At 30.5% G+C, this 22,144-nt stretch carries 19 protein-coding genes; 16 read left to right on the plus strand and 3 right to left on the minus strand.

Going from position 1 to position 22,144, the window contains the following annotated elements; translation table 11 throughout:
- The first annotated feature begins 56 nt into the window (after window positions 1–56).
- The 8 genes from Q0662_RS06350 to Q0662_RS06385 all read left to right on the plus strand — a co-directional run bounded on the left by Q0662_RS06350 (window position 57) and on the right by Q0662_RS06385 (window position 10,127).
- Complete coding sequence (locus Q0662_RS06350; protein WP_298948127.1) at window positions 57–860, plus strand: SDR family oxidoreductase; 804 nt, start codon at window positions 57–59, stop codon at window positions 858–860.
- 185 nt (window positions 861–1,045) lie between these two features.
- Window positions 1,046–1,699 carry a fructose-6-phosphate aldolase gene (fsa, locus tag Q0662_RS06355; protein ID WP_298948128.1) on the plus strand — a complete coding sequence of 218 codons (654 nt, stop codon included), beginning with the start codon at window positions 1,046–1,048 and terminating at the stop codon, window positions 1,697–1,699.
- Between the two features lie 117 nt (window positions 1,700–1,816).
- Window positions 1,817–3,475, plus strand: a complete 1,659-nt coding sequence (menD, locus tag Q0662_RS06360; protein ID WP_298948129.1) for a 2-succinyl-5-enolpyruvyl-6-hydroxy-3-cyclohexene-1-carboxylic-acid synthase — start codon at window positions 1,817–1,819, stop codon at window positions 3,473–3,475.
- Window positions 3,475–3,936: a DNA-binding protein gene (locus Q0662_RS06365; RefSeq protein WP_298948130.1), complete on the plus strand. Its 462-nt coding sequence runs from the start codon at window positions 3,475–3,477 to the stop codon at window positions 3,934–3,936. The genes menD and Q0662_RS06365 overlap by 1 nt, the downstream gene beginning before the upstream one ends.
- Window positions 3,937–4,222: 286 nt before the next feature.
- The gene (locus tag Q0662_RS06370; protein WP_298948131.1) at window positions 4,223–5,062 is read left to right on the plus strand and encodes a 1,4-dihydroxy-2-naphthoyl-CoA synthase; all 840 of its coding nucleotides are present in this window, start codon (window positions 4,223–4,225) and stop codon (window positions 5,060–5,062) included.
- A gap of 89 nt (window positions 5,063–5,151) precedes the next feature.
- Entirely contained in the window at window positions 5,152–6,021 is an 870-nt protein-coding gene (gene purU, locus Q0662_RS06375) for a formyltetrahydrofolate deformylase (RefSeq protein ID WP_298948132.1), read from the plus strand.
- Between the two features lie 60 nt (window positions 6,022–6,081).
- A complete protein-coding gene (locus tag Q0662_RS06380) occupies window positions 6,082–6,690 on the plus strand; it encodes a fumarylacetoacetate hydrolase family protein (RefSeq protein WP_298948133.1) in 609 nt (202 codons plus the stop codon).
- Window positions 6,691–6,833: 143 nt separating this feature from the next.
- On the plus strand, window positions 6,834–10,127 hold the full coding sequence (locus Q0662_RS06385) for a T9SS type A sorting domain-containing protein (RefSeq protein WP_298948134.1): 3,294 nt from the start codon (window positions 6,834–6,836) through the stop codon (window positions 10,125–10,127).
- Window positions 10,128–10,547: 420 nt separating this feature from the next.
- Here Q0662_RS06385 and Q0662_RS06390 read toward each other — a convergent pair whose 3' ends face one another.
- Window positions 10,548–10,943 (minus strand): NAD-dependent epimerase/dehydratase family protein, encoded by a 396-nt coding sequence (locus Q0662_RS06390; protein ID WP_298948135.1) that lies wholly within the window; start codon window positions 10,941–10,943, stop codon window positions 10,548–10,550.
- 246 nt (window positions 10,944–11,189) lie between these two features.
- Here Q0662_RS06390 and Q0662_RS06395 point away from each other — a divergent pair, with 246 nt between their 5' ends.
- From Q0662_RS06395 to rimO, 6 genes are all read left to right on the plus strand, one after another.
- Complete coding sequence (locus Q0662_RS06395; RefSeq protein ID WP_298948136.1) at window positions 11,190–12,431, plus strand: competence/damage-inducible protein A; 1,242 nt, start codon at window positions 11,190–11,192, stop codon at window positions 12,429–12,431.
- Between the two features lie 89 nt (window positions 12,432–12,520).
- Window positions 12,521–12,760: a 50S ribosomal protein L28 gene (gene rpmB / locus Q0662_RS06400; RefSeq protein ID WP_077809621.1), complete on the plus strand. Its 240-nt coding sequence runs from the start codon at window positions 12,521–12,523 to the stop codon at window positions 12,758–12,760.
- Window positions 12,761–12,787: 27 nt separating this feature from the next.
- Window positions 12,788–12,970: a 50S ribosomal protein L33 gene (rpmG, locus tag Q0662_RS06405; protein ID WP_237588763.1), complete on the plus strand. Its 183-nt coding sequence runs from the start codon at window positions 12,788–12,790 to the stop codon at window positions 12,968–12,970.
- Window positions 12,971–13,021: 51 nt separating this feature from the next.
- Window positions 13,022–13,174 (plus strand): DUF4295 domain-containing protein, encoded by a 153-nt coding sequence (locus Q0662_RS06410; protein WP_298948137.1) that lies wholly within the window; start codon window positions 13,022–13,024, stop codon window positions 13,172–13,174.
- A gap of 237 nt (window positions 13,175–13,411) precedes the next feature.
- Window positions 13,412–14,386: a signal recognition particle-docking protein FtsY gene (ftsY, locus tag Q0662_RS06415; RefSeq protein ID WP_298948138.1), complete on the plus strand. Its 975-nt coding sequence runs from the start codon at window positions 13,412–13,414 to the stop codon at window positions 14,384–14,386.
- A gap of 377 nt (window positions 14,387–14,763) precedes the next feature.
- Window positions 14,764–16,116 carry a 30S ribosomal protein S12 methylthiotransferase RimO gene (gene rimO / locus Q0662_RS06420; RefSeq protein WP_298948139.1) on the plus strand — a complete coding sequence of 451 codons (1,353 nt, stop codon included), beginning with the start codon at window positions 14,764–14,766 and terminating at the stop codon, window positions 16,114–16,116.
- 201 nt (window positions 16,117–16,317) lie between these two features.
- On the opposite strand, the gene Q0662_RS06425 is transcribed toward rimO, so the two are convergent.
- Window positions 16,318–18,795: a M14 family metallopeptidase gene (locus tag Q0662_RS06425; protein ID WP_298948140.1), complete on the minus strand. Its 2,478-nt coding sequence runs from the start codon at window positions 18,793–18,795 to the stop codon at window positions 16,318–16,320.
- Window positions 18,796–18,997: 202 nt separating this feature from the next.
- Here Q0662_RS06425 and bshC point away from each other — a divergent pair, with 202 nt between their 5' ends.
- A complete protein-coding gene (gene bshC / locus Q0662_RS06430) occupies window positions 18,998–20,590 on the plus strand; it encodes a bacillithiol biosynthesis cysteine-adding enzyme BshC (RefSeq protein WP_298948141.1) in 1,593 nt (530 codons plus the stop codon).
- A 47-nt stretch (window positions 20,591–20,637) separates the two neighbouring features.
- Window positions 20,638–21,492 (plus strand): 23S rRNA (adenine(1618)-N(6))-methyltransferase RlmF, encoded by an 855-nt coding sequence (gene rlmF, locus Q0662_RS06435; RefSeq protein WP_298948142.1) that lies wholly within the window; start codon window positions 20,638–20,640, stop codon window positions 21,490–21,492.
- Here rlmF and Q0662_RS06440 read toward each other — a convergent pair.
- Entirely contained in the window at window positions 21,489–22,097 is a 609-nt protein-coding gene (locus Q0662_RS06440; protein ID WP_298948143.1) for a hypothetical protein, read from the minus strand. The genes rlmF and Q0662_RS06440 overlap by 4 nt on opposite strands.
- Window positions 22,098–22,144 lie beyond the last annotated feature (47 nt).

A 22,144-nucleotide genomic window follows, 5' to 3' on the forward strand; every position in this document is an offset into this window, starting at 1 on the left:
TTCATTTTTTTAATTTAACTTTGAACTTTAAATTTCAACCCTTGAACTTATAATTTATGTCTAAAGTTGTCTTAGTTACAGGTGCTTCCTCAGGTATAGGAAAAGCCATTGCTACTTTTTTATCTGAAAAAGGATACATAGTGTATGGAACTTCTAGAAAACCTAAAAGCAAACAAGACTTTTCTTTTAATTTAATTGAGTTAGATGTTTTAAAACCTGAAACCATACAAAAAGCAGTTGGTTTTATTTTAGATAAAGAAAATAGATTAGATGTTTTAATTAATAATGCAGGAGTTGGCATTACTGGGCCAATAGAAGATACTCCTACAGAGGAAATGCGCAATGCTTTTAACACCAATTTTTTTGGAGCTATAGATGTAATGAAAACTGTTTTACCACAAATGCGTAAACAGAAAGTAGGTTTAATTATCAATGTAACCTCTATTGCTGGTTATATGGGGTTGCCTTTTAGAGGTGTATATTCTTCTTCTAAAGGGGCTTTAGAATTGGCAACAGAAGCCATAAGAATCGAAGTAAAAAGTTTTGGGGTTTCTGTGGTAAACGTTGCTCCTGGTGATTTTGCTACTAATATTGCTGCAGGTAGATATCATACACCCGTTTTTGAAAAATCTGCTTACAAAAAGAATTATCAAACCAATTTAGACTTAATGGATGCACATGTAGATAGTGGTATGAATCCTATTAAAATGGCAGAAAAAGTTTATAAAATAATAAATACTAAAAAACCTAAAACTCATTACAAAGTAGGTGGTTTTTTAGAAAAACTCTCTATTGTTTTAAAAAGAATTTTACCAGATAAATGGTACGAAAAGTTATTGATGAATCATTACAAATTATAACAAAAAGTTTTTTTACATATACTCTAAAAATACTTTGTTTTGATTTACTAAGTTTATAAGCAAGTAACTATCTTTGCGTTAGGGATTGAAGCATCTGTTTGAGCTCTTTTGTGAAGTATGAACAAAAAGCGAGTGCGTAAAGCCTGTTAAAACGCCAAAAAAATAATATTAAAATAAATATAGACATGAAATTTTTTATTGACACAGCAAATTTAGATCAAATTAAAGAAGCGCAAGCTTTAGGTATTTTAGACGGAGTTACTACAAACCCATCTTTAATGGCTAAAGAAGGTGTTACTGGGCAAGAAAATATCATCAACCATTACAAAGAAATTTGCAATTTGGTAGATGGTCATGTTTCTGCAGAAGTAATTGCTACAGATTTTGAAGGTATGGTAAAAGAAGGAGAGGCTTTGGCTGCTCTGAATCCGCAAATAGTAGTAAAATTACCGATGATAAAAGATGGTGTAAAAGCATGTAAATATTTTTCTTCTAAAGGAATTAAAACCAACGTAACTTTAGTATTCTCTGCAGGTCAAGCATTATTGGCAGCAAAGGCTGGTGCAACTTATGTTTCGCCATTTATAGGTCGTTTAGATGATATTTCTACAGACGGTTTAAACCTAATTGCAGAAATTAGAACTATTTATGATAATTATGGTTTTGAAACTGAAATTTTAGCGGCTTCTGTGCGTCACACAATGCATGTTATAGATTGTGCAAAATTAGGTGCAGATGTAATGACAGGCCCTTTAAGTGCTATTGAAGGTTTGTTAAAACATCCTTTAACAGATATTGGTTTGGCTAAATTTTTAGAAGATTATAAAAAAGGAAACTAACAAACCTAGTTGGTTTTGTATATAAAAATCAGAAAGTAGAAAATATTTTACTTTCTGATTTTTTTATGCCTTAAAACTTTTTGACTTTGTAACTTTGCTACTTTGTAACTCAGATAAATGTATCCTAAAAAAGAACTCGCACAAATTGTAATTGCAGCTTGTTATCAATTTAATGTTGATACAATTGTTGTTTCTCCAGGATCTAGAAATGCACCTTTAACGATAGGTTTTTCTAATCATCCAGAAATTAAAACGTTAAGTGTTGTAGACGAACGTTGTGCTGCTTTTTTTGCATTAGGTATTGCTCAGCAAACACAAAAGCCAGTGGCTGTTTTGTGTACTTCTGGTTCTGCTTTGCTAAATTATTATCCTGCTATTGCAGAAGCTTTTTACAGCAATATTCCTTTAGTGGTTATTTCTGCAGACAGACCTAAACATTTGATAGATATTGGCGATGGACAAACCATAAGGCAAGAAAATGTTTTTACAAATCATATTTTGTTTTCTGCTAATTTGATAGAAAACCCTAAATTTAAAGCTAGAAATGCACAATTAATAGGGGAGGCTTTGCAGATTTCTGTGGCACAATTAGGCCCTGTGCACATTAATGTTCCTTTTGATGAACCTTTGTATGAAACAGCTACTGAATTAAAGAAATTCCATTTCCCTCATATTTCTATGAGTTCTTTAGATAACTCTCATATCAATTATAAAGAATTAGCTACAATTTGGAATAAGGCAAAAAGAAAAATGATTGTTGTTGGGGTAAATTATCCAAATAAAAAACTACATCAATTAATAGATTTGTATGCAGATGATGATTCTGTATTAATCTTTACAGAAACCACCTCTAACTTGCATCATGATAAAGCTGTAAATGCTATAGATCAGCTAATTTTTTCTTTAGATGATGCCGATTTTAAAGAACTGCAGCCAGATATTCTTATTACTTTTGGTGGTATGATTGTTTCTAAAAGAATTAAACGTTTTCTTAGAGATTTTGCACCCAAGCATCATTGGAATATTGATTCTAAAAAAGCGACTAATACATTTTTTTGTTTGTCGGAATTTATACAAACAACACCTGTAGATTTTTTTAAAAAATTTAATACTTATATCAGCCCCATACAAAGCGATTATCAACCCAAATGGTTGCAAATAAGAGATCAAAGAAGAGCAAAGCACGCTTTGTATTTAGAAACTTTAGAACATTCAGATTTTAAAGTTTTTGAACAGGTTTTAGCTACAATACCAGATAACACCCAACTGCAAATTAGCAATAGTGCCATTATTAGATATGCACAATTATTTACTATTAAAAATGGTATTAATGTTTTTTGTAATAGAGGTACAAGTGGTATAGATGGAAGTACATCTACAGCAATTGGAGCTGCTTTTACTAATAAAAAACAGACTGTTTTTATCACGGGCGATTTAAGTTTTTTCTACGATTCTAATGCCTTGTGGAATAAAAATATTCCTGCTAATTTTAGAATTGTTTTAATAAACAATTCTGGTGGAGGTATTTTTAAAATTATACCAGGTCCAGGAACCACAAATGCCTTAAATTATTTTGAAACGCCACATTGTTTAACTGCAGAGCACTTGGCTAAAACCTATGAGTTTGAGTATCAAAAAGCCTTTTCAACAAAAACAGTTACAAAAGAATTAAATGGTTTTTTTGAAGTTTCAGAAAAACCGAAAATACTAGAGATTTTTACACCAAGTGCAAAAAATGATATAGTTTTAAAAGAATATTTTAAATATATAAAATAATGGATACACACGAAGAAGGAAATAACTTTCAAGAAAATGATTATAATTTTAAGGAAGGAGACCAAGTAAATTTGGTTATAGAAGCAGAAACTAGTTTGGGTTATGGTGTGTTAATTAACGATGAGTTCGAAGGTTTACTTTTTAGAAGCGAGGTTTTTCAAGAACTAGAGGAAAATATGGCGGTTACTGGTTATATAAAACAAATTAGGGAAGATGGTAAAATAGACGTTTCTTTAAGGCCACAAGGTTTTTTAAATGTAATAGATTCAGATGTAGAAAAAGTTTTAGAAAAACTTAAAAATAGTAGAGACGGCTTTTTGTTGTTAACAGATAAAAGCAGTCCAGATTCTATACGTTTTCATATGAAAATGAGTAAAAAAGCCTTTAAAAAAGCAGTGGGGAATTTATACAAACAAAAACTAATTGTTATTAAAGAAGATAGAATTGAGTTGCTAAAGTAGTTTTTTGTTCTTTTTAGGCAGTCTTCCGGTGGTTTCATCTAAATCAATAGCCAAAGGGGAGTATTTTTCTGCATCAGGATCATAGCCTTCTGGCAAGTATATTTTTATTTTTCTATCTGTATCTACAAAATCAGAATTTAAAGTTTTTTCAATAATTTTTGAGAAAATCCATAAAATGAAAAAAATAAGAATATAAATAGGAACGTTTTCTTAATCATAATTTAGAATGTTTATTTTTGTAAATCTAAATATTTAGTTCTCTTTAGAACATCTAAAATATAAAAATATGATACAACCCGATTGGAAAACCGTTAAAGAGTATGAAGATATTACCTACAAAAAATCGAATGGAGTCGCAAGAATAGCCTTTAACAGACCCAATGTTAGAAACGCTTTTCGACCTAAAACGACCTCTGAATTATATGATGCTTTTTACGATGCCAATGAAGATGTAAATATTGGTGTTGTATTACTTTCTGCAGAAGGGCCAAGTACCAAAGATGGTGTATATTCCTTCTGTTCTGGAGGAGACCAAAAAGCACGTGGTCATCAAGGTTATGTTGGTGATGATGGGTATCACAGATTAAACATTTTAGAAGTGCAACGTTTAATAAGGTTTATGCCAAAAGCTGTAATTGCAGTAGTTCCTGGTTGGGCAGTTGGTGGTGGCCATAGTTTGCATGTAGTTTGCGATTTAACTTTAGCCAGTAAAGAACATGCAATTTTTAAACAAACAGATGCAGATGTAACTTCTTTTGATGGTGGTTATGGTTCTGCGTATTTGGCTAAAATGGTGGGGCAAAAAAAAGCGAGAGAAATTTTCTTTTTAGGACGCAATTATTCAGCACAAGAAGCATATGAAATGGGAATGGTAAATGCTGTAATTCCTCATAATGAATTAGAAACTACTGCATATCAATGGGCGCAAGAAATTTTAGCTAAGAGTCCAACCTCTATAAAAATGCTAAAATTTGCCATGAATTTAACAGATGATGGTATGGTTGGTCAGCAAGTTTTTGCAGGAGAAGCCACACGTTTGGCATATATGACAGACGAGGCAAAAGAAGGTAGAGATGCGTTTTTAGAAAAACGTAAACCTAACTTTCCTAAAAAATGGATACCATAAATTATAGTAATTAGTTTTAGTTGTTGGTTTTTTAGTTATTATGTATAATTCCAACAACCAACAACCATTAACTAACAACCAAACTCAAAATGAAATCACAAGTAGTAACTTTTTTAATAAAATGTCCAGATCAAAAAGGCTTGGTGGCAAAAATTACCAATTTCTTTTTTGAAAGAGGATTCAATATTTTAAGTTGCCAGCAGTATGTAAATTCAATAGAAGATATGTATTTTATGCGCATACGTTTAAATGCTGATGGAACAAATATCTCTAAAGAAGAGTTAGAAGAATCTTTTTTAAAACTAGCAGAACCTTTACAATTTGATTGGTTTGTAAATTATGGTGATAGCAAACAAAATGTGGCTATTATGGTATCTCATACGAGTCATAATTTATATGATTTATTAGAGCGATACAAAGAAGGAAGTTTAGCTTGTAATGTAAAAATGGTGATTAGTAATCATAATAAATTAAGACACATTGCAGACATGTTTGATGTGCCATTTTATCATTTGCCAGTAACCAAAGAAACGAAACAAGAACAAGAAGCTCAGGTAAAACAATTGTTAGATACCAATAAAGTTGATTTGGTTATAATGGCAAGATATATGCAAATTTTATCCTCAGATTTCATCAATCATTATCCAGAGAGAATCATCAATATTCACCATTCTTTTTTACCTGCTTTTCAAGGAGCAAATCCATATAAAAAAGCCTATGAAAGAGGTGTGAAATTAATTGGGGCCACAGCGCATTATGCAACTGAAGATTTAGATGAAGGCCCGATTATTGAGCAAGATGTAAAACCAGTTACACACGAGAGTACACCCACTACTTTAAAGAGAATTGGTGCAGATATAGAAAAATTGGTGTTGGCTAGCGCTGTAAAATGCCACTTAAACAATCAAATAATTGTTTCTGGTAATAGGGCAATCGTTTTTCCAGAAGCTGGGGAATAAAAAATTTCCAATTACGAATTATTCACTATGAATTTGTAATTAATAATTCATAATTTAAATATGAAAATAATCTGTATTGGGCGCAATTACGCAAAACACATAGAAGAATTAGCAAACGAAAAACCAGAACATCCTGTTGTTTTTTTAAAGCCAGACTCAGCAATTTTACCTAGAAAAAATCCGTTTTTTATACCGCCATTTTCTAATGATGTACATTACGAAGTAGAGGTGTTGGTAAAAATTAATAAAGTTGGGAAACATATAGACGCAAAATTTGCTTACAAATATTATGATGAAGTTGGTTTAGGAATCGATTTTACAGCCAGAGATGTGCAAGCAAAATGTAAAGAAAAAGGTTTGCCTTGGGAAAAAGCAAAGGCATTTGATGGAAGCGCAGTTATTGGAGAGTTTTACCCAAAAGAGCAATTCGATATAAGGAACCTACAATTTCAGTTGTATAAAAATGATGAATTGGTTCAAGATGGAAACACCAATGCTATGTTATGGAATACAGACGAATTAATTAGTTATGTCTCACAATACTTCACACTAAAAAAAGGAGATATTATTTTTACAGGTACTCCAGCAGGTGTTGGTAAAGTTGCTGAAAATGATGTTTTAAAAGGTCTTATTGAAGGAAAAGAAGCTTTTAATTTTCGTGTAAAATAGAAATAGAAGTTGTATTTATATAAAATATATTTTTGACGATTATTAAACCTTTATTAGTTTTTAATGCCCCCTTATATAAAAATAATTTTATTCTTTTGTGTAAATTTTTTTAACCCTTATCAAGATAAGACAATATATAATTAATGAGAAAAATTACATTTTTAATAGTTATATTTTTTACAGCTTTTTCTACTTATGCACAGCATCCTGCTTATTACATCAATCAACAAACAGGCAGTAATTCAAATGACGGTTTAACACCATCAACACCCTTTAATTCCATCAACAATAATCTACCAAGAACTGTGGCAGATAATGCTGGTGTAGCTTTCGAAATTATTTTAATGGGAGAATTTACAAATGCTAGTTATAACCCTTCTTATACCTTTTTAGCAATAAATGACCCAATCTTCTGGAATTCAGAAAACACCTTGTATTTTAATAATTTTAAAGGAGAAGCAGGAAAATACATTACAATTAGACCTTATGATTCTACTACAGTTTTAAAAGGAAATGGTGGTAATATTTTAAGAGTTGCAAATTCTGAGTATTTAATTATTAAAGACTTAAGAATTGAGGGTGAAGTTCCTAATATTCCACTTTCATTAGCAAACGAATTACAGTTTTCTTATTTAGATTTATCTGTAAATGAAGATTCGGATCCATCTAACGATATAGATAGATACAATCCAACTTTAGCACAAATAAGAGAAAGAGATGTAGATGATTGTATAACTCCTGGTTGTGATCCTTCAGATAGTGGTTCTTTACCAAAAATTAACGATAAACCTTTAGTTAGACCTTCTTATGTTGATACTAGAGGATTTTATTTAAGTAAAATAAATAATGTTAAAATCTTAAATAATGTAGTTACCCAAATGCCTGGTGGAGGTTTAAGAGTTTCTGATTGTGAAGATGTAGATATTTTTGGTAACGAGGTTTCATACTGTTCTTTACGATCTTATTCAGGTACACATGGTTTGGTAGTAACCAAAGCAACAAGCACAAGAACTTCAGACGACTATAGAATTAAAATTGTTGGCAATAAAGTTCATCATAATTACAACGAACAATACTCTTGGGCGCCAGATAAAGACAAAATTACACCACATATAGATGAAGGTAAAGGAATTTCTCTGCAAAGAAATCAAACTACTTATAAATCTGATGGTGTAACTATAAATGTAAATTGGGAACATGGTAGAATTTTAGTGGCCAATAATTTGGCTTACTTTAACGGTTTTAGTGGTATACACTCTAATGATGGAGATAGAGTAGATTTTATTAATAATACAGCTTATTTTAATTCACATACAAAATCTATTACAGAAGATGATGATGGAAACCCATCTACGTTTCCAACATCTACCAATGGTGGTAATATTGGTATAAGTATGAGTGATGGTATAGATTGTAAAATCATTAATAATATTTCTGTAATTGATTCTAGAATGTCAAAATCTGCAATTGCAGTAAAAAATTCTACCATTGCTACTAGTGATGCAACTGCAACTACTAGAGCAAACGGAATACCAGATGCAGAAATTAGAAATAATCTTAGTTATGGTACTACACTTCAAGGTGTAACAGGTACTGTTGATGAAAGTGCAACAACTGTAAGTATTCAAACAGATGCCATAAAAGCAGACCCATTATTTGTAGATCCCTTAAATTTCGATTTCAGATTAAAAATTACTTCACCAGCAATAGATGCTGCAGATGCAACAAAAGCAACAGCTACTGATTTTAACGGAGATGCTATATATGGTACTGCAGATTTAGGAGCTTTAGAATTTGATGCAAATGTAACTTTATGGGAAGGAAATAATAGTAGCTCATGGGTAGATGTAGGAAACTGGAGTAATGGAGTTCCATTAGATAATACCTATGCTATAAATGTGCCAACAGGTTTAACAAACTACCCTGAAATTACCACAGTCAATAATGAATTAAAAGATGCATACATAGAGGCTGGTGGTAGTTTAAATATCAACCCAACAGGATCTTTAACTATAGAAAGAGGCTTAACACAAGATGGTACTTTTACCATAAAGTCAGATGCTACAAGCAGTGGTTCTTTTATCTTAAAAGGAACACAAAAAGGAGCTGCAAATGTAGATTATGAAAGGTATGTAACTACAAATTGGCATTTAGTAGCGCCACCCGTTAATGGGCAAAGTATTAGTGCTTTTAAAAATGATGTTTCTAAAAATGCAGAAAAATATGCAATTGCACCTTATGTAAATAATTTAGATGATGAATTAAGATACAATTATTATACAGATAATATAGGTACAAATGATATCGACTTAGCAGGTAATTTTGAAATGGGAAAAGGATACTCAGTTAAAAAATCTACAGCAGGTGTATTCACTTTTTCTGGAACTCTTAAAACTGATAATGAACAAGAACCTTTAGCAGATGGTGTTTCTGGTATGGTTGGTAATAAATGGAATTTAGTTGGAAATCCTTCTACTGCATATATCAATTTAAATACAAATGCAGATCCAACAAATAACCTTTTAACTGCAAATGTTACAAAATTAGACCCTGCAAGAGTGGCTGTTTACATGTGGAATGGTTCAAGTTACGATATTGTCAATCAAACAGAACCAGCAAACCCAGTTTATGCAGCACCAGGTCAAGCATTTTTTGTGCAATCTATAAATGGTGGAGCTACTTTTAGTATTACAGAAGATATGCAAGTTCACCAAACAGGTGCACCTTTTTATAAATCTGAAAATACAACACCTAGTATCGATTTAAAAATGAGAGTAAATGCAGCTACAAAAATAACAAAAATTAAATATTTATCAAATGCTACAACTGGTTTAGATCCTGGTTATGATGCAGGTACTTTTAATGCTACTTCAAGTAATTTGAATGTATATACACATTTAGTTTCTAATAACGAAGGCGTTAATTTTGCGTTGCAATGTTTACCAAATGCTAATTTTGATGATATGGTAATTCCTGTTGGTGTAACTGCAAAAAAAGATGATGAGCTATCTTTTACAAGTACAACTTTACATATCCCTTTTGGAATTAAAGTATTTTTAGAAGACAAAGTAGCAAATACATTTACTAGAATAGACTCAGAAAATGCTAACTATAAAGTAAAAATTTCGGAAGACTTAAATGGTATAGGTAGGTTTTATTTACACACAAGTTCTAAAACATTAAGTGTAAATGATGTGCCTACAGCAACTAATATTAGCGTATTTGTTAAAGACAGAACCAATATTACTGTAGCAGGTTTAAATTCTGAAAATGCAACCTTACAATTATCTAACATGTTAGGTAAAAAAGTTTTTAAACAGTCTTTTAAAGCAAAAGGTAAAAACACTATTGTAATTCCGAATTTAAAAACAGGAATTTATATTGTAAGTATTCAGTCAGATAAAACGAATTTTTCTAAAAAAATCATATTAAAGTAAACTAACAATACTTTAAATTGAAAAACCATTTTTGGCTCCATAAAATAGCTAAAAATGGTTTTTTATTTTTATAATAATATTTATGTTAAATCAAACCACTTTATAGCATCTTTAATGCCATTTTCTATTTTCTTTTGTTGATGATTTAATTGTGTTGTAGCTTTTCGATTACTATAAAAGTTAGATACACATAATGTTTTTAAATTGGTGGCAGAAACATCTGTTTTTACTCCAAAAAAAAAGAGCAAAACTTCTTAAATATCCCACAGAAATTAAAATTCCTTTCGGAATTTTTAAAAACTTACTACTTTGATTCAGTGCTTTTGTAACTTTTTTATAGAATTGTTTATAAGTTAAATTCTCTCCAAATAATAAGTAAGCTTCACTATGTTTGCCTAAATCAATCGCTTTTACAATGTTTTATGCTGCGTCTTTTACGTTGATATAGTTTTTTCCTCCAGGAGGATAAAAAATAATTTTCTTTTTGTAAGCCGATAAAATAATTCTTCCAGAACTTGGTTTGGTATCGAATTTACCAATCATAAACGTAGGATTTACAGTAATCACTTTTGTTTTTTGTTGAGAATTTCCAACTTTAAAAACCTCATTCTGTGCTTCTAATTTACTTTGCGCATATAAAGATTTGTCAAAAGGAGCTTTAATCGATTTTGTTTCATCTCCAGGATTTTGCAAACTCCCATAGCTAAAAGCATTTGCAGAACTTACATTGATAAATGTTTCAATATCATTTTTAATAGATTTTTCTAATAAAGTTTTAGAAGTTTCAATATTTAACTTTTCAATATCTAATGCCAATGTTTCCAAGTTCTTATTTGGCAAAGCTACTAAGAGAATATTGTGATTTATTTTAGCTAAATCTAAAGCCAAATATTTACCTAAACCTTGACTAGTAATCGTTATGAAAGCTTAATTGTTGTTCATTTTTAAATGGTACCTAAAAATTAAAACTACACACTTTATTAAAACTAAAAAAGAAAATTTTCACTTGATAAATGAGTTTGAAAGAATGTATCTTTGTAGTTAATATTAAAAACTATTTTTTTGCAAGCAGAAATAATTACAATAGGAGATGAAATTTTAATTGGACAAATTGTAGATACCAACTCACAATTTATAGGTCAGGAATTAAATAAAATTGGTGTTTCTGTATATCAAATTACCTCTATACAAGATGATGAGCAACACATTTTAAAAGCATTGCATGAAGCTCAGAGTAGAGTAGAAATCGTAATTATTACAGGAGGTTTAGGGCCAACAAAAGACGATATCACTAAAAAAACGATTGCAAAGTTTTTTAATGATGATACAGTAGTAGAATATCCAGAAGTTATAGACCATATAAAAGAGTTGTTTAGCAAAATAAATCACCCATTTAAAGAAGTTCAACGTTATCAAGCACAATTACCATCTAAAGCTACTTTATTAATGAATAATTTTGGTACAGCACCAGGAATGTGGTTTTACGAAAATGAAACTGTTTTTGTCTCACTCCCGGGAGTACCTTATGAAATGAAAGGTTTAATCACTCATAAAGTGTTACCTAAAATTCAAAAACAATTTAAACTTCCTTTCATCATCCATAAAACCATTATGACTTATGGACAAGGAGAAAGTACCATAGCTGAAATAATAGAAGATTTTGAAGATAACCTACCAACCCACATCAAACTAGCTTATTTACCCTCTTTTGGTAGAGTGCGTTTGCGTTTATCCGCCAAAGGTGATCATAAAGAGCAGTTAGAAAAAGAATTAGATGCAGAAGTTGCAAAAGTTTATCAATTAATACCAGACATTATTACTGGTTTAGATGATGATGCTTCTCTAGAAAAAAGAATAGGAGAGTTGCTAAAAACCAACAACAAAACTATTTGTACAGCAGAAAGCCTAACAGGTGGTAAAATTGCGGCTACTTTAGTCTCTGTAGCCGGTGCATCTGCCTATTTTAAAGGAAGTTTTGTAACCTATACAGCCGAAACAAAACATAAAATACTAAACGTTGCTACAAAAACGATAGCACAACAAACTGTGGTTAGCAAACAAGTAGCTTTAGAAATGGCAAAAGGCGCAAAAGAAAAGTTAGCAACCAATTATGCCATTGCAGTTACAGGAAATGCAGGCCCAACAACAGACAAAAATACCGATAATTTAGGCACCGTTTTTATTGCATTAGCTACAGATAGTAAACAAATTGTAGAAGAATTTAACTTTGGGCAACCTAGAGAAAAAGTAATCAATAGAACTGTAAGTAAAGCCTTAGAAATTTTACAAAGAGAAATTATTTAAAAATTTCTAAAAATCGTTTGTTCAGAATTATATTTATATGTAAATTTGCACCTCGTTTAGAGATAACACTATAAAATACTGTCAAGAAGATGTCTAGAGTTTGTGAATTAACAGGAAAAAAAGCAATGGTAGGAAACAATGTTTCTCACGCTTTGAATAGAACAAAAAGAAAGTTTGACGCTAATTTAATGACAAAGCGTTTTTACATTCCAGAAGAAGATAAATGGATTACATTAAAAGTTTCTGCTTCTGCATTAAAAAATATTAACAAGAAAGGAATTTCTGCAGTTATAAAAGAAGCGAGAGCTAACGGATTTTTAACTAAATAAGTTCTAGCGGATTAAAATTATACAGAGATGGCAAAAAAAGGTAACAGAGTTCAAGTAATTTTAGAATGTACAGAGCACAAAGCTTCTGGTAAACCAGGTACTTCTAGATACATTACTACTAAGAACAAGAAGAACACTCCAGATAGAATGGAAATTAAAAAATTTAATTCTATCTTAAATAAAATGACTGTTCACAAAGAAATTAAGTAATTAAACTATCTAGAACTCAGAATAGAGCACATAGATTTAAAAATTTAGACAATGGCAAAAAAATCAGTAGCATCGTTACAAACAGGATCAAAAAGATTAAGTAAAGCTATAAAAATGGTAAAGTCTCCAAAAACAGGAGCTTACATGTTTGTAGAATCTATTATGGATCCTTCAGAAGTAAACAACTTCTTAGCAAAAAAGTAAGTATTTACTCATAAAATATAACAAACTACTTTCTATTTACAGAAAGTAGTTTTTTTGTGCCTTAATATTACGTATTTTTGGGCGTTCCCTAAAGGTCGCGCTTTACACTATATCTTTTTTTCGTGCCTCAAAAAAGGATGTCGTTTCAATCGCTAACGCAGGCAACTTTAATGACAATTTGATCAAACACAATAAATAACACGTTTTTAACGTATTGTTTATTAAATAAGATAAAAAATGAGTTTTTTTAAAAAAATATTTTCTAAAGAAAAAAAGGAAACTTTAGACAAAGGTTTAGAAAAAACCAAAGAAAGCTTCTTAGGTAAACTAACCAAAGCTGTTGCAGGTAAATCTAAAGTAGATGATGATGTTTTAGATAACTTAGAAGAGGTTTTAGTAGCCTCTGATGTAGGTGTAAATACAACCCTAAAAGTAATTGAAAGAATAGAAGAACGTGTTGCCAAAGATAAATATGTTGGTACAGACGAATTAAATAAAATTCTTAGAGAAGAAATTGCAGGGTTATTATCTGAAACCAATGTTGGTAACGAAACTGAATTTAAAATACCTGAAATTCCAGCAGATAAAGACGGCAACAAAATACCTTATGTTTTAATGGTAGTAGGTGTAAATGGCGTTGGTAAAACCACAACCATTGGTAAGTTAGCAGCACAATTTAAAAAACAAGGTTTAAAAGTAGTTTTAGGAGCTGCAGATACTTTTAGAGCCGCTGCTATAGACCAATTACAAGTTTGGGCAGACAGAACAGATGTACCAATTGTACGTCAAGAAATGGGATCAGACCCTGCATCTGTTGCATTTGATACCTTAAAATCTGCAGTAACACAAAAAGCAGACGTAGTAATTATAGACACAGCAGGTCGTTTGCACAACAAAGTAAATTTAATGAACGAGTTAACCAAAATAAAACGTGTGATGCAAAAAGTGGTAGACAATTCGCCACATGATGTATTATTAGTTTTAGACGGTTCTACAGGTCAAAACGCTTTTGAACAGGCCAAGCAATTTACCAAAGCTACAGAAGTAACTTCTTTAGCCGTTACTAAATTAGATGGTACAGCAAAAGGTGGCGTTGTAATTGGTATTTCAGACCAATTTAAAATACCCGTAAAATATATTGGAGTAGGAGAAGGTATTGACGACTTACAAGTTTTTAATAAACACGAATTTGTAGATTCTTTCTTTAAATAATAAATTAAAAAAAGCTCCTTAAAAAAGGAGCTTTTTTTATTCAATTTTTTGTGATTAGCTAACTTAAACTCGAAATATGACATCGTTTTAATGATTTGAATTCAAAGTTAGCTAAGTTCGTTTTTTTTAAGTTTAGAAGCAAGTTAAATAAAATCAGTTCTAAGAGAGTATTGATGAAAAAAGACATGCTTTTTAACAATTAACCAAGGTATAAAAATACCAGAAAACTATCGTTAATAGCGTTTATAAATCATTTTAAAACTTGTATTTTTGCAATCGCTTTGAAACCTGATTGCTATTTGCTTTAGTTTTTAAGCGTTAAGCAAAAAAAATATAAGTCTAAAGCATAATGCTTTAGGTATAAAGCTATTTATATTATGCGTACAAAAACCATCAAAAAAAATAAGATTAACGTTGTTACTTTAGGATGCTCTAAAAATGTTTACGACAGTGAAGTTTTAATGGGGCAATTAAAAGCTAATGGTAAAAATGTGGTACATGAAGATGTAAATGATGATGGCAATATTGTAGTAATTAATACCTGCGGCTTTATAGGTAAAGCAAAAGAAGAATCTATAGATACTATTTTGCATTATGCACAAAGAAAAGAAGCTGGTGAAATTGATAAAGTTTTTGTATCGGGTTGTTTAAGTGAACGTTACAAGCCAGATTTAGAAAAAGAAATTACCAATGTAGATCAATATTTTGGTACACACGATTTACCCAATTTGCTACAAGCTTTAGAAGCAGATTATAAACACGAATTAATTGGCGAGCGTTTAACAACTACACCAAAACACTATGCGTATTTAAAAATTGCAGAAGGTTGTGATAGACCTTGTTCTTTCTGTGCTATTCCGTTAATGCGTGGTAAACACGTTTCTACTCCCATAGAAAATATTGTAAAAGAAGCCACAAAATTAGCAGAAAAGGGAATTAAAGAAGTGATGCTAATTGCACAAGATTTAACCTATTATGGTTTAGATATATACAAAAAACGTGCTTTAGCAGATTTATTAGAGGCACTAACAAAAGTAGATGGAATTGAATGGATTCGAATGCATTACGCTTTTCCAACAGGTTTTCCTCTGGATGTTTTAGAAGTTATGAAACGCGAACCCAAAGTGTGTAATTATTTAGACATTCCTTTACAGCACATAAATACTGAGTTATTAAAATCAATGAAACGTGGTACAACTCACGAAAAAACGACAGCCTTAATTCATAAATTTAGAGAAGTAGTGCCAGAAATGGCAATTAGAACAACTTTAATTGTTGGTTATCCAGGAGAAACAGAAGAAATGTTTCAAGAATTAAAAGATTGGGTAGAGGAGATGCGTTTTGAACGTTTGGGAGCTTTTCAATATTCGCATGAAGAAAATACGGGTGCTTATGTTTTAGAAGATGATGTGCCAGAAGATGTAAAGTTTAAGCGAGTAAATGAAATCATGGAAGTACAATCTCAAATTTCTTGGGAGTTGAATCAACAAAAAATTGGTAAAACGTTTAGATGTTTGTTTGATAGAAAAGATGGTGAGTATTTTTATGGAAGAACAGAATTTGATTCGCCAGATGTAGATAATGATGTGTTAGTAGATGCTAAAGAACATTACATAAAAATTGGCGAGTTTATTGATGTAAAAATACACGAAGCAGGAGATTACGATTTGTATGGAACACCTGTTAAAAAACAAGAAAAGCCTGTTCCTTTACATCAGAAAAGGAAATAGATTTCTTTAAATACTTTAGACCTCACAGGTTTTTAAAACCTGTGAGGTCTTTTTTTTGTTAAATTTTAAAAGCTAATAATTTAAAGAAATTAAAAAAAGTTTTTAGACATACAATGTGCGTTAGGGATTGAAACGACATCCTTTTTGCTTTTTTGCAAAAAGATATAGTGTAAAGCCCGTTAAAACGCCCAAATTAAAAAGCTATTTTAAAGTACTAGAATTCAGTAAGAAAACTGCATTGGCAACAAAAAGCTTTCCATTTTCCCAAAAAGATCTAAATAACGGATTGTCTACCATATAAACAATGCTTCCTTTTCCCATTGGTTCTTCACCAAGAAACAAAGATTCAGGTACATTTTTAACAGCTTTGCTACCTGCATAACCCGATACATTTTTGGTGTTTTTATCAAAATAACCTACGTTGTAACCGGTTTTTAGATAGTTATATGATGTGCCACTTAGTTTCAGAGAAAAATAGGCTTTTCCATAACCAAAAGCCAACGGATGTGAGTTATCTAAAACGCTTTTAAAAATGCTTCCTGTAATTAAGTTTGCAACACTTTTTCGTTCTCTTTCTGCAAATGGTGTTAAATTATCATCGGTTGTATTGTCTTCATTTTTCTTTGTTTTTAATGCAAAATCATCTTTGTTGGCAAAACTATTTAAAGCACTTCCAATAGCCAGTAAAGTACCTCCAGAACGCACCCATTTTTTTAAATTATCTACAGTAGATTTGTTTAAAACCGAATTGTAATAACCACTTGGCATTACAATTACATCATATTTAGAAAGGTCTGCTTTAGAAAAATTATCTGAATTTATATTGGTGATAGGGTATTGCAATTGTGTTTCAAAAAAGTGCCAAACTTCACCAAAACTTAAAGAAGAAGTTGCTTTACCAGAAATAACTGCAATTTTTTGTTTGTTAATTGGTTTTACAGAATACGAACCAAAATCTACACCAGATTCAGAAAAACCAGAAGTAACATTGGTTAATTGACGCATATTTCTATTAGCAATTTTAATTAGTTTTTCATCAAAACCTTTCTTTCTATTATCGTTTCTAAGAATGATTAATGTTCCTTTTTCAAAGGTTTTACCGTTGGCACCAAAAGATTTTTCAGTAAACCTGGGTACAATATCATTTTTTAATAAATCTGCTAAAAAAGTAGCATCGTCTATACTATTCCATTTAGAAATGTAAGCGTAAGCTGTTTTGTCTGCAACATTATTAAAAGTATAAGACTGATTTTTTACAGCCGAACTTACTTTTGATTTAGAAGCTACTGCATCCAAACCATGTGCATAAGGTAAAGACCAAGCAGTAATATCGTAGGTTAAAGAATCTACTATTTTTGCTTTGGGTTCAAACAAAACTTTTACCATTTTTCCCTTTGGTTGATTGGTATGAATTATCAAATCACCATCAGAAACTTCCATTTTATCGTTTTCTTGTGTACTATAATTGTAGCCTTTTATAGAACCTCCTTTAGCATTTTCATATAAAATTTCGTGGGTGTCTAATAAAGCTTTTAAACGATTCATTTTATCTTCATTACTATTTTTTAACACATAACTTTTATAAATTAAATCGTTATTATTAAAGTATTTTTTAAACTCTTTATTTAATTTTATAGCGTTTTTTGAAGCAATTTCAACAGTAGACAAACCAGTTGTCATGTGGTGTGTTGCTCTGTCTTTTAAAGTCAGTACTTCACCTTCATCTGTATTGATTCCTAAGCCAGCCATTCCATGCCCAGCTTGCTCATAAGTCATACCAATAGCGCCCATATATGTTGGGTAAGTATCTCCATAACTTGGGTATAACAAATCAAAACTTTCTTTGGTAAAATATAACCAACCTTCTTTATCAAAATATTTTGCGTGATTTTTACCAATGGCTGTCTGGAAATTGCGTTGCCAATCTGTAATAATTTCATGAAATGGTTCTGCTGCAGGTGCAAAATAATAAGGGTTGTTAATGTATTGCTCATGAAAATCTACATGAACATGTGGCATCCACTTGTTATACAATTTTATTCTTTGTACAGATTCTACTTGAGTTGCCCAAGCCCAGTCTCTATTTAAATCAAACAAATAATGATTAGGCCTTCCACCAGGCCAAGGTTCTAAGTGTTCTTTAGCATTTTGATCTACGTTAAAAGGGGTACTTTTTACTTGATTGTACCAATTTACATATCTGTCTCTTCCATCAGGATTAATACAAGGATCTATAATTACAATTGTATTTTCTAACCATGCTTTTTTATGGGTAACCAACGCATACAAGGTTAACATAGAGGCCTCTGTACTTGATGCTTCATTACCATGAACATTATAGCTTAACCAAACAATAGCCACGTTATTACTTTTATTTCCGTTGATGATTCCTGTTTGAGAAAGATTATTTTTTCTAATGTTTTCTATGTTATTGATGTTTGACTGCGAAGAAATGTAACTAACATACAGAGGTCTGTGTTCGTTTGTTTCACCATATTTTTCTAGTTGAACGTTTGGTAATTTACTACTCACGTATTTGAAATAATCGACAACTTTGTGATGTCTTGTAAAACGAGCGCCGATTTCGTAACCTAGAAATTCTGAAGGTGATTGTATTTGCTGAGAAAAAATACTTGCTGTAAAAAGTAATATAACTAATAAAAATGCTTTAATTTTCATGTATTTAATTGATTAGAGTACCAAAAATAAGGATTATTTTTCTTACTATTTTGAATCTCTTTTTAGAACTTGTTAAAACTTTGTTAGATTGAAATGAAGTTTTCTAAAAAGCCTAAAATATTTGTATTTTTATAAAAAATTAAACAAGCCAAATGACAGCTAACTTAGAGACTGATTGTTGCTTACAAAGTGTTATAAATCAATGAAAATAACACAAATTCCTTTTAAAAAAACAGGTTTTTTTCCTACAATAATGTTAGATTATTTAGAGCAAAAAGAAACCATTCAGCCATTTTATAATAATTTTCCAAATATTGCTGGCTTTCATAATCAAATAGCAGCAAAACAAAAATCGTATCGATTGCAAACTCGTTTGGTTTTGGTAGACGCTTTAAAAAAGCAATTTGCAAATTTTGATATTTCAAAAAAAACAACTGAAAATATCAATTTATTAAAACTGCAAAACACCTTTACTATCACTACAGGCCATCAATTAAATCTCTTTACAGGTCCTTTATATTTTTTGTATAAAATTATATCTACAATTAATTTATGTGAAGAATTGTCTGCAAAATTTCCAAAACAAAATTTTGTACCTATTTATTGGATGGCAACAGAAGATCATGATTTTGAAGAAATTAACTATTTTAATTTTGAAGGTAAAAAAGTAATTTGGAATAGAGAAGACGGTGGTGCAGTAGGTAGATTTTCTACAGAAAGTTTACAATCGGTGTTTGATGTTTTTAAAACCCAATTAGGAACGTCTAAAAACGCAGAAGAATTAAAAGAAATTTTTAAACATGGTTATTTAAAGCATCACAACTTGGCAGAAGCTACACGTTATATTGCTAACGAATTGTTTAAAGCTCATGGTTTGGTTATTTTAGATGGTGATGATAAAAGCTTAAAAGAGCTATTTACACCTTTTGTAAAAGACGAATTAGAGAACGAAATTTCCTTTAAAGAAGTTACAAAAACCATTACTAAGCTTAAAGAAAATTACAAAATACAAGTAAGTCCTAGAGAAATTAATTTGTTTTATTTAGGTGATAATTTTAGAGAACGCATTATTTTTGAAGATGGAGTTTACAAAGTAAATAATACACAAATTTCTTTTTCCAAAGCAGAAATTTTAAAAGAGGCTCAAGAAAACCCTTTAGCATTTTCGCCAAATGTAATTATGAGACCTTTGTATCAAGAAGTAATTTTGCCAAATTTATGTTACATAGGTGGCGGAGGAGAAATTGCATATTGGATGCAACTAAAAAACTACTTTCGTAAAGTTAAAGTTACTTTTCCTATTTTACTGTTGCGTAATTCTGTGCAAGTTATATCTAAAAAACAACAAATAAAATTAGACAAACTAGATATTTCTTTAGAAGAATTATTTTTAAAGCAACATCAATTGTTGTCTAAAAAAGTAGTAGAAAACTCTGATATTCAGATAGATTTTGATAAGAAAATAGCTTACCTACAAGCACAATTTGAAGATTTAAAAAAGATAGCTAAAAAAACAGATATTACTTTTACAGGTGCAGTAAAAGCACAAGAAGTAAAACAAATAAAAGGATTAAAAAATCTAGAAAAAAGACTTTTAAAAGCAGAAAAAAGAAGACAGAAAGATTTGGTAGACAGAATTACATTTTTGCAAAACGAATTGTTACCCAATCAGTCTTTAGAAGAAAGGCAACGCAATTTTTCTGAATACTATTTAGAATATGGAGTTTCTTTTTTAGAGGCTTTAAAAGAAGGGTTAAAACCTTTAGAATTACAATTTACGGTTTTAGAACTATAAAATAGTTTATATTTTCTTTACTGCTTAAGAAACGACAGAAAACAATCATGAAAGAAAAAGGTTTACATCCAAATAACAAATTCAATAAAGGATATAATTTTGATGAACTTGTCAAATCAAATCCACATTTAAAAGAATTTGTATCTCAAAATAAATATGGCACAACAACCATAGATTTTTCAAACCCAAAAGCTGTAAAAGAACTCAATAAAGCCTTGTTATTTTCTTTTGATCAACTATCTATTTGGGATTTTCCTGATGAAAATTTATGTCCACCAATTCCAGGTCGTTTGGATTATATACATCATTTAGCAGATTTACTTTCTGAGGAAGAAAATATCAAAATTTTAGATATTGGCACTGGAGCCACTTGTATTTATCCGCTTTTAGGTGTTGCTGAATATCATTGGAATTTTGTGGCAACAGACATCGATTTAGATTCACTAGATACTGCTCAAGACAATATAGATGACAACCACTTAGAGAATCAAATAGATTTACGTCAACAGTTTAATGAACAGCATATTTTAAAAGGAGTTATAGAAGAAGATGATTTTTTTACAGCTACCATGTGTAATCCTCCTTTTTATAAATCTGCTGAAGAAGCACAAGGTGCAAACCGACGTAAAACAAGAAATTTAGGCAACAATGCAGTTCGTAATTTTTCTGGAAATAATAACGAACTGTGGTATGTTGGAGGAGAAAAAGCTTTTTTACATAACTATTTATATGAAAGTTCTTTGTTTTCAAAAAAATCGAAATGGTTTACAAGTTTGGTTTCTAAGAAAGAAAATGTGGAGAGTTTAAAAAAATCTTCTACTAAATTAGGCGTAAAAGAATTTAAAGTTATTCCTTTAAATCAAGGCAATAAAGTAACTCGAATTGTTTACTGGCGATTTTAGTTAAAAACGATATCTTTAATTTGATATTTTTTACATACAAAATGTAAAATGGTATAAACCAACATATGCACAAAAACCAAGCAAATAAAGGCGTATAAAGGAACACCTAACAATTGGTATGGCCAATAATACGTCCAAACACCTAAATAAATGGTAATTACTTCACCAAAAGCAGGTAAGGTTAAAGCCAATATTATAGCTAAAATAATTTTATTTTTTTGAGATTGTTTTTTTAGAATCGGAATTAAATTTTGTTCTAATTTGTATAAATAATGAAACGCGAGCATCCATGCAAAAGGCAACCAAAGAGGTAATTTTCTGAAAACTTTATGGTATTCCCAATAAACGTTTGTAACCCCCCATGTCTCACTAACTATTCCGCCAAAACAAGTAAGTAACATGCCCACTAACAGTAGCCAATTCTTGTTTTTAGGTTTATAAATGTCTTTATAAACATTGTGTATAATTTTTAACAATAAAATACCCGCAACTAGCAAATCGTATTCTTTTAAATAGCCAATAAAAACACCAGCAATTACAAGCTTTAAAATTGCTTTTAAAAGTTCTACTAAAAATTTCTTTTTGTTAGTGATCAAGTTTATCATATTGATTTTCCAAATATAAAAAACCGAAACAAACTGTTTCGGTTTTT

Source organism: uncultured Polaribacter sp. (assembly GCF_947503855.1).
GTDB lineage: Bacteria > Bacteroidota > Bacteroidia > Flavobacteriales > Flavobacteriaceae > Polaribacter.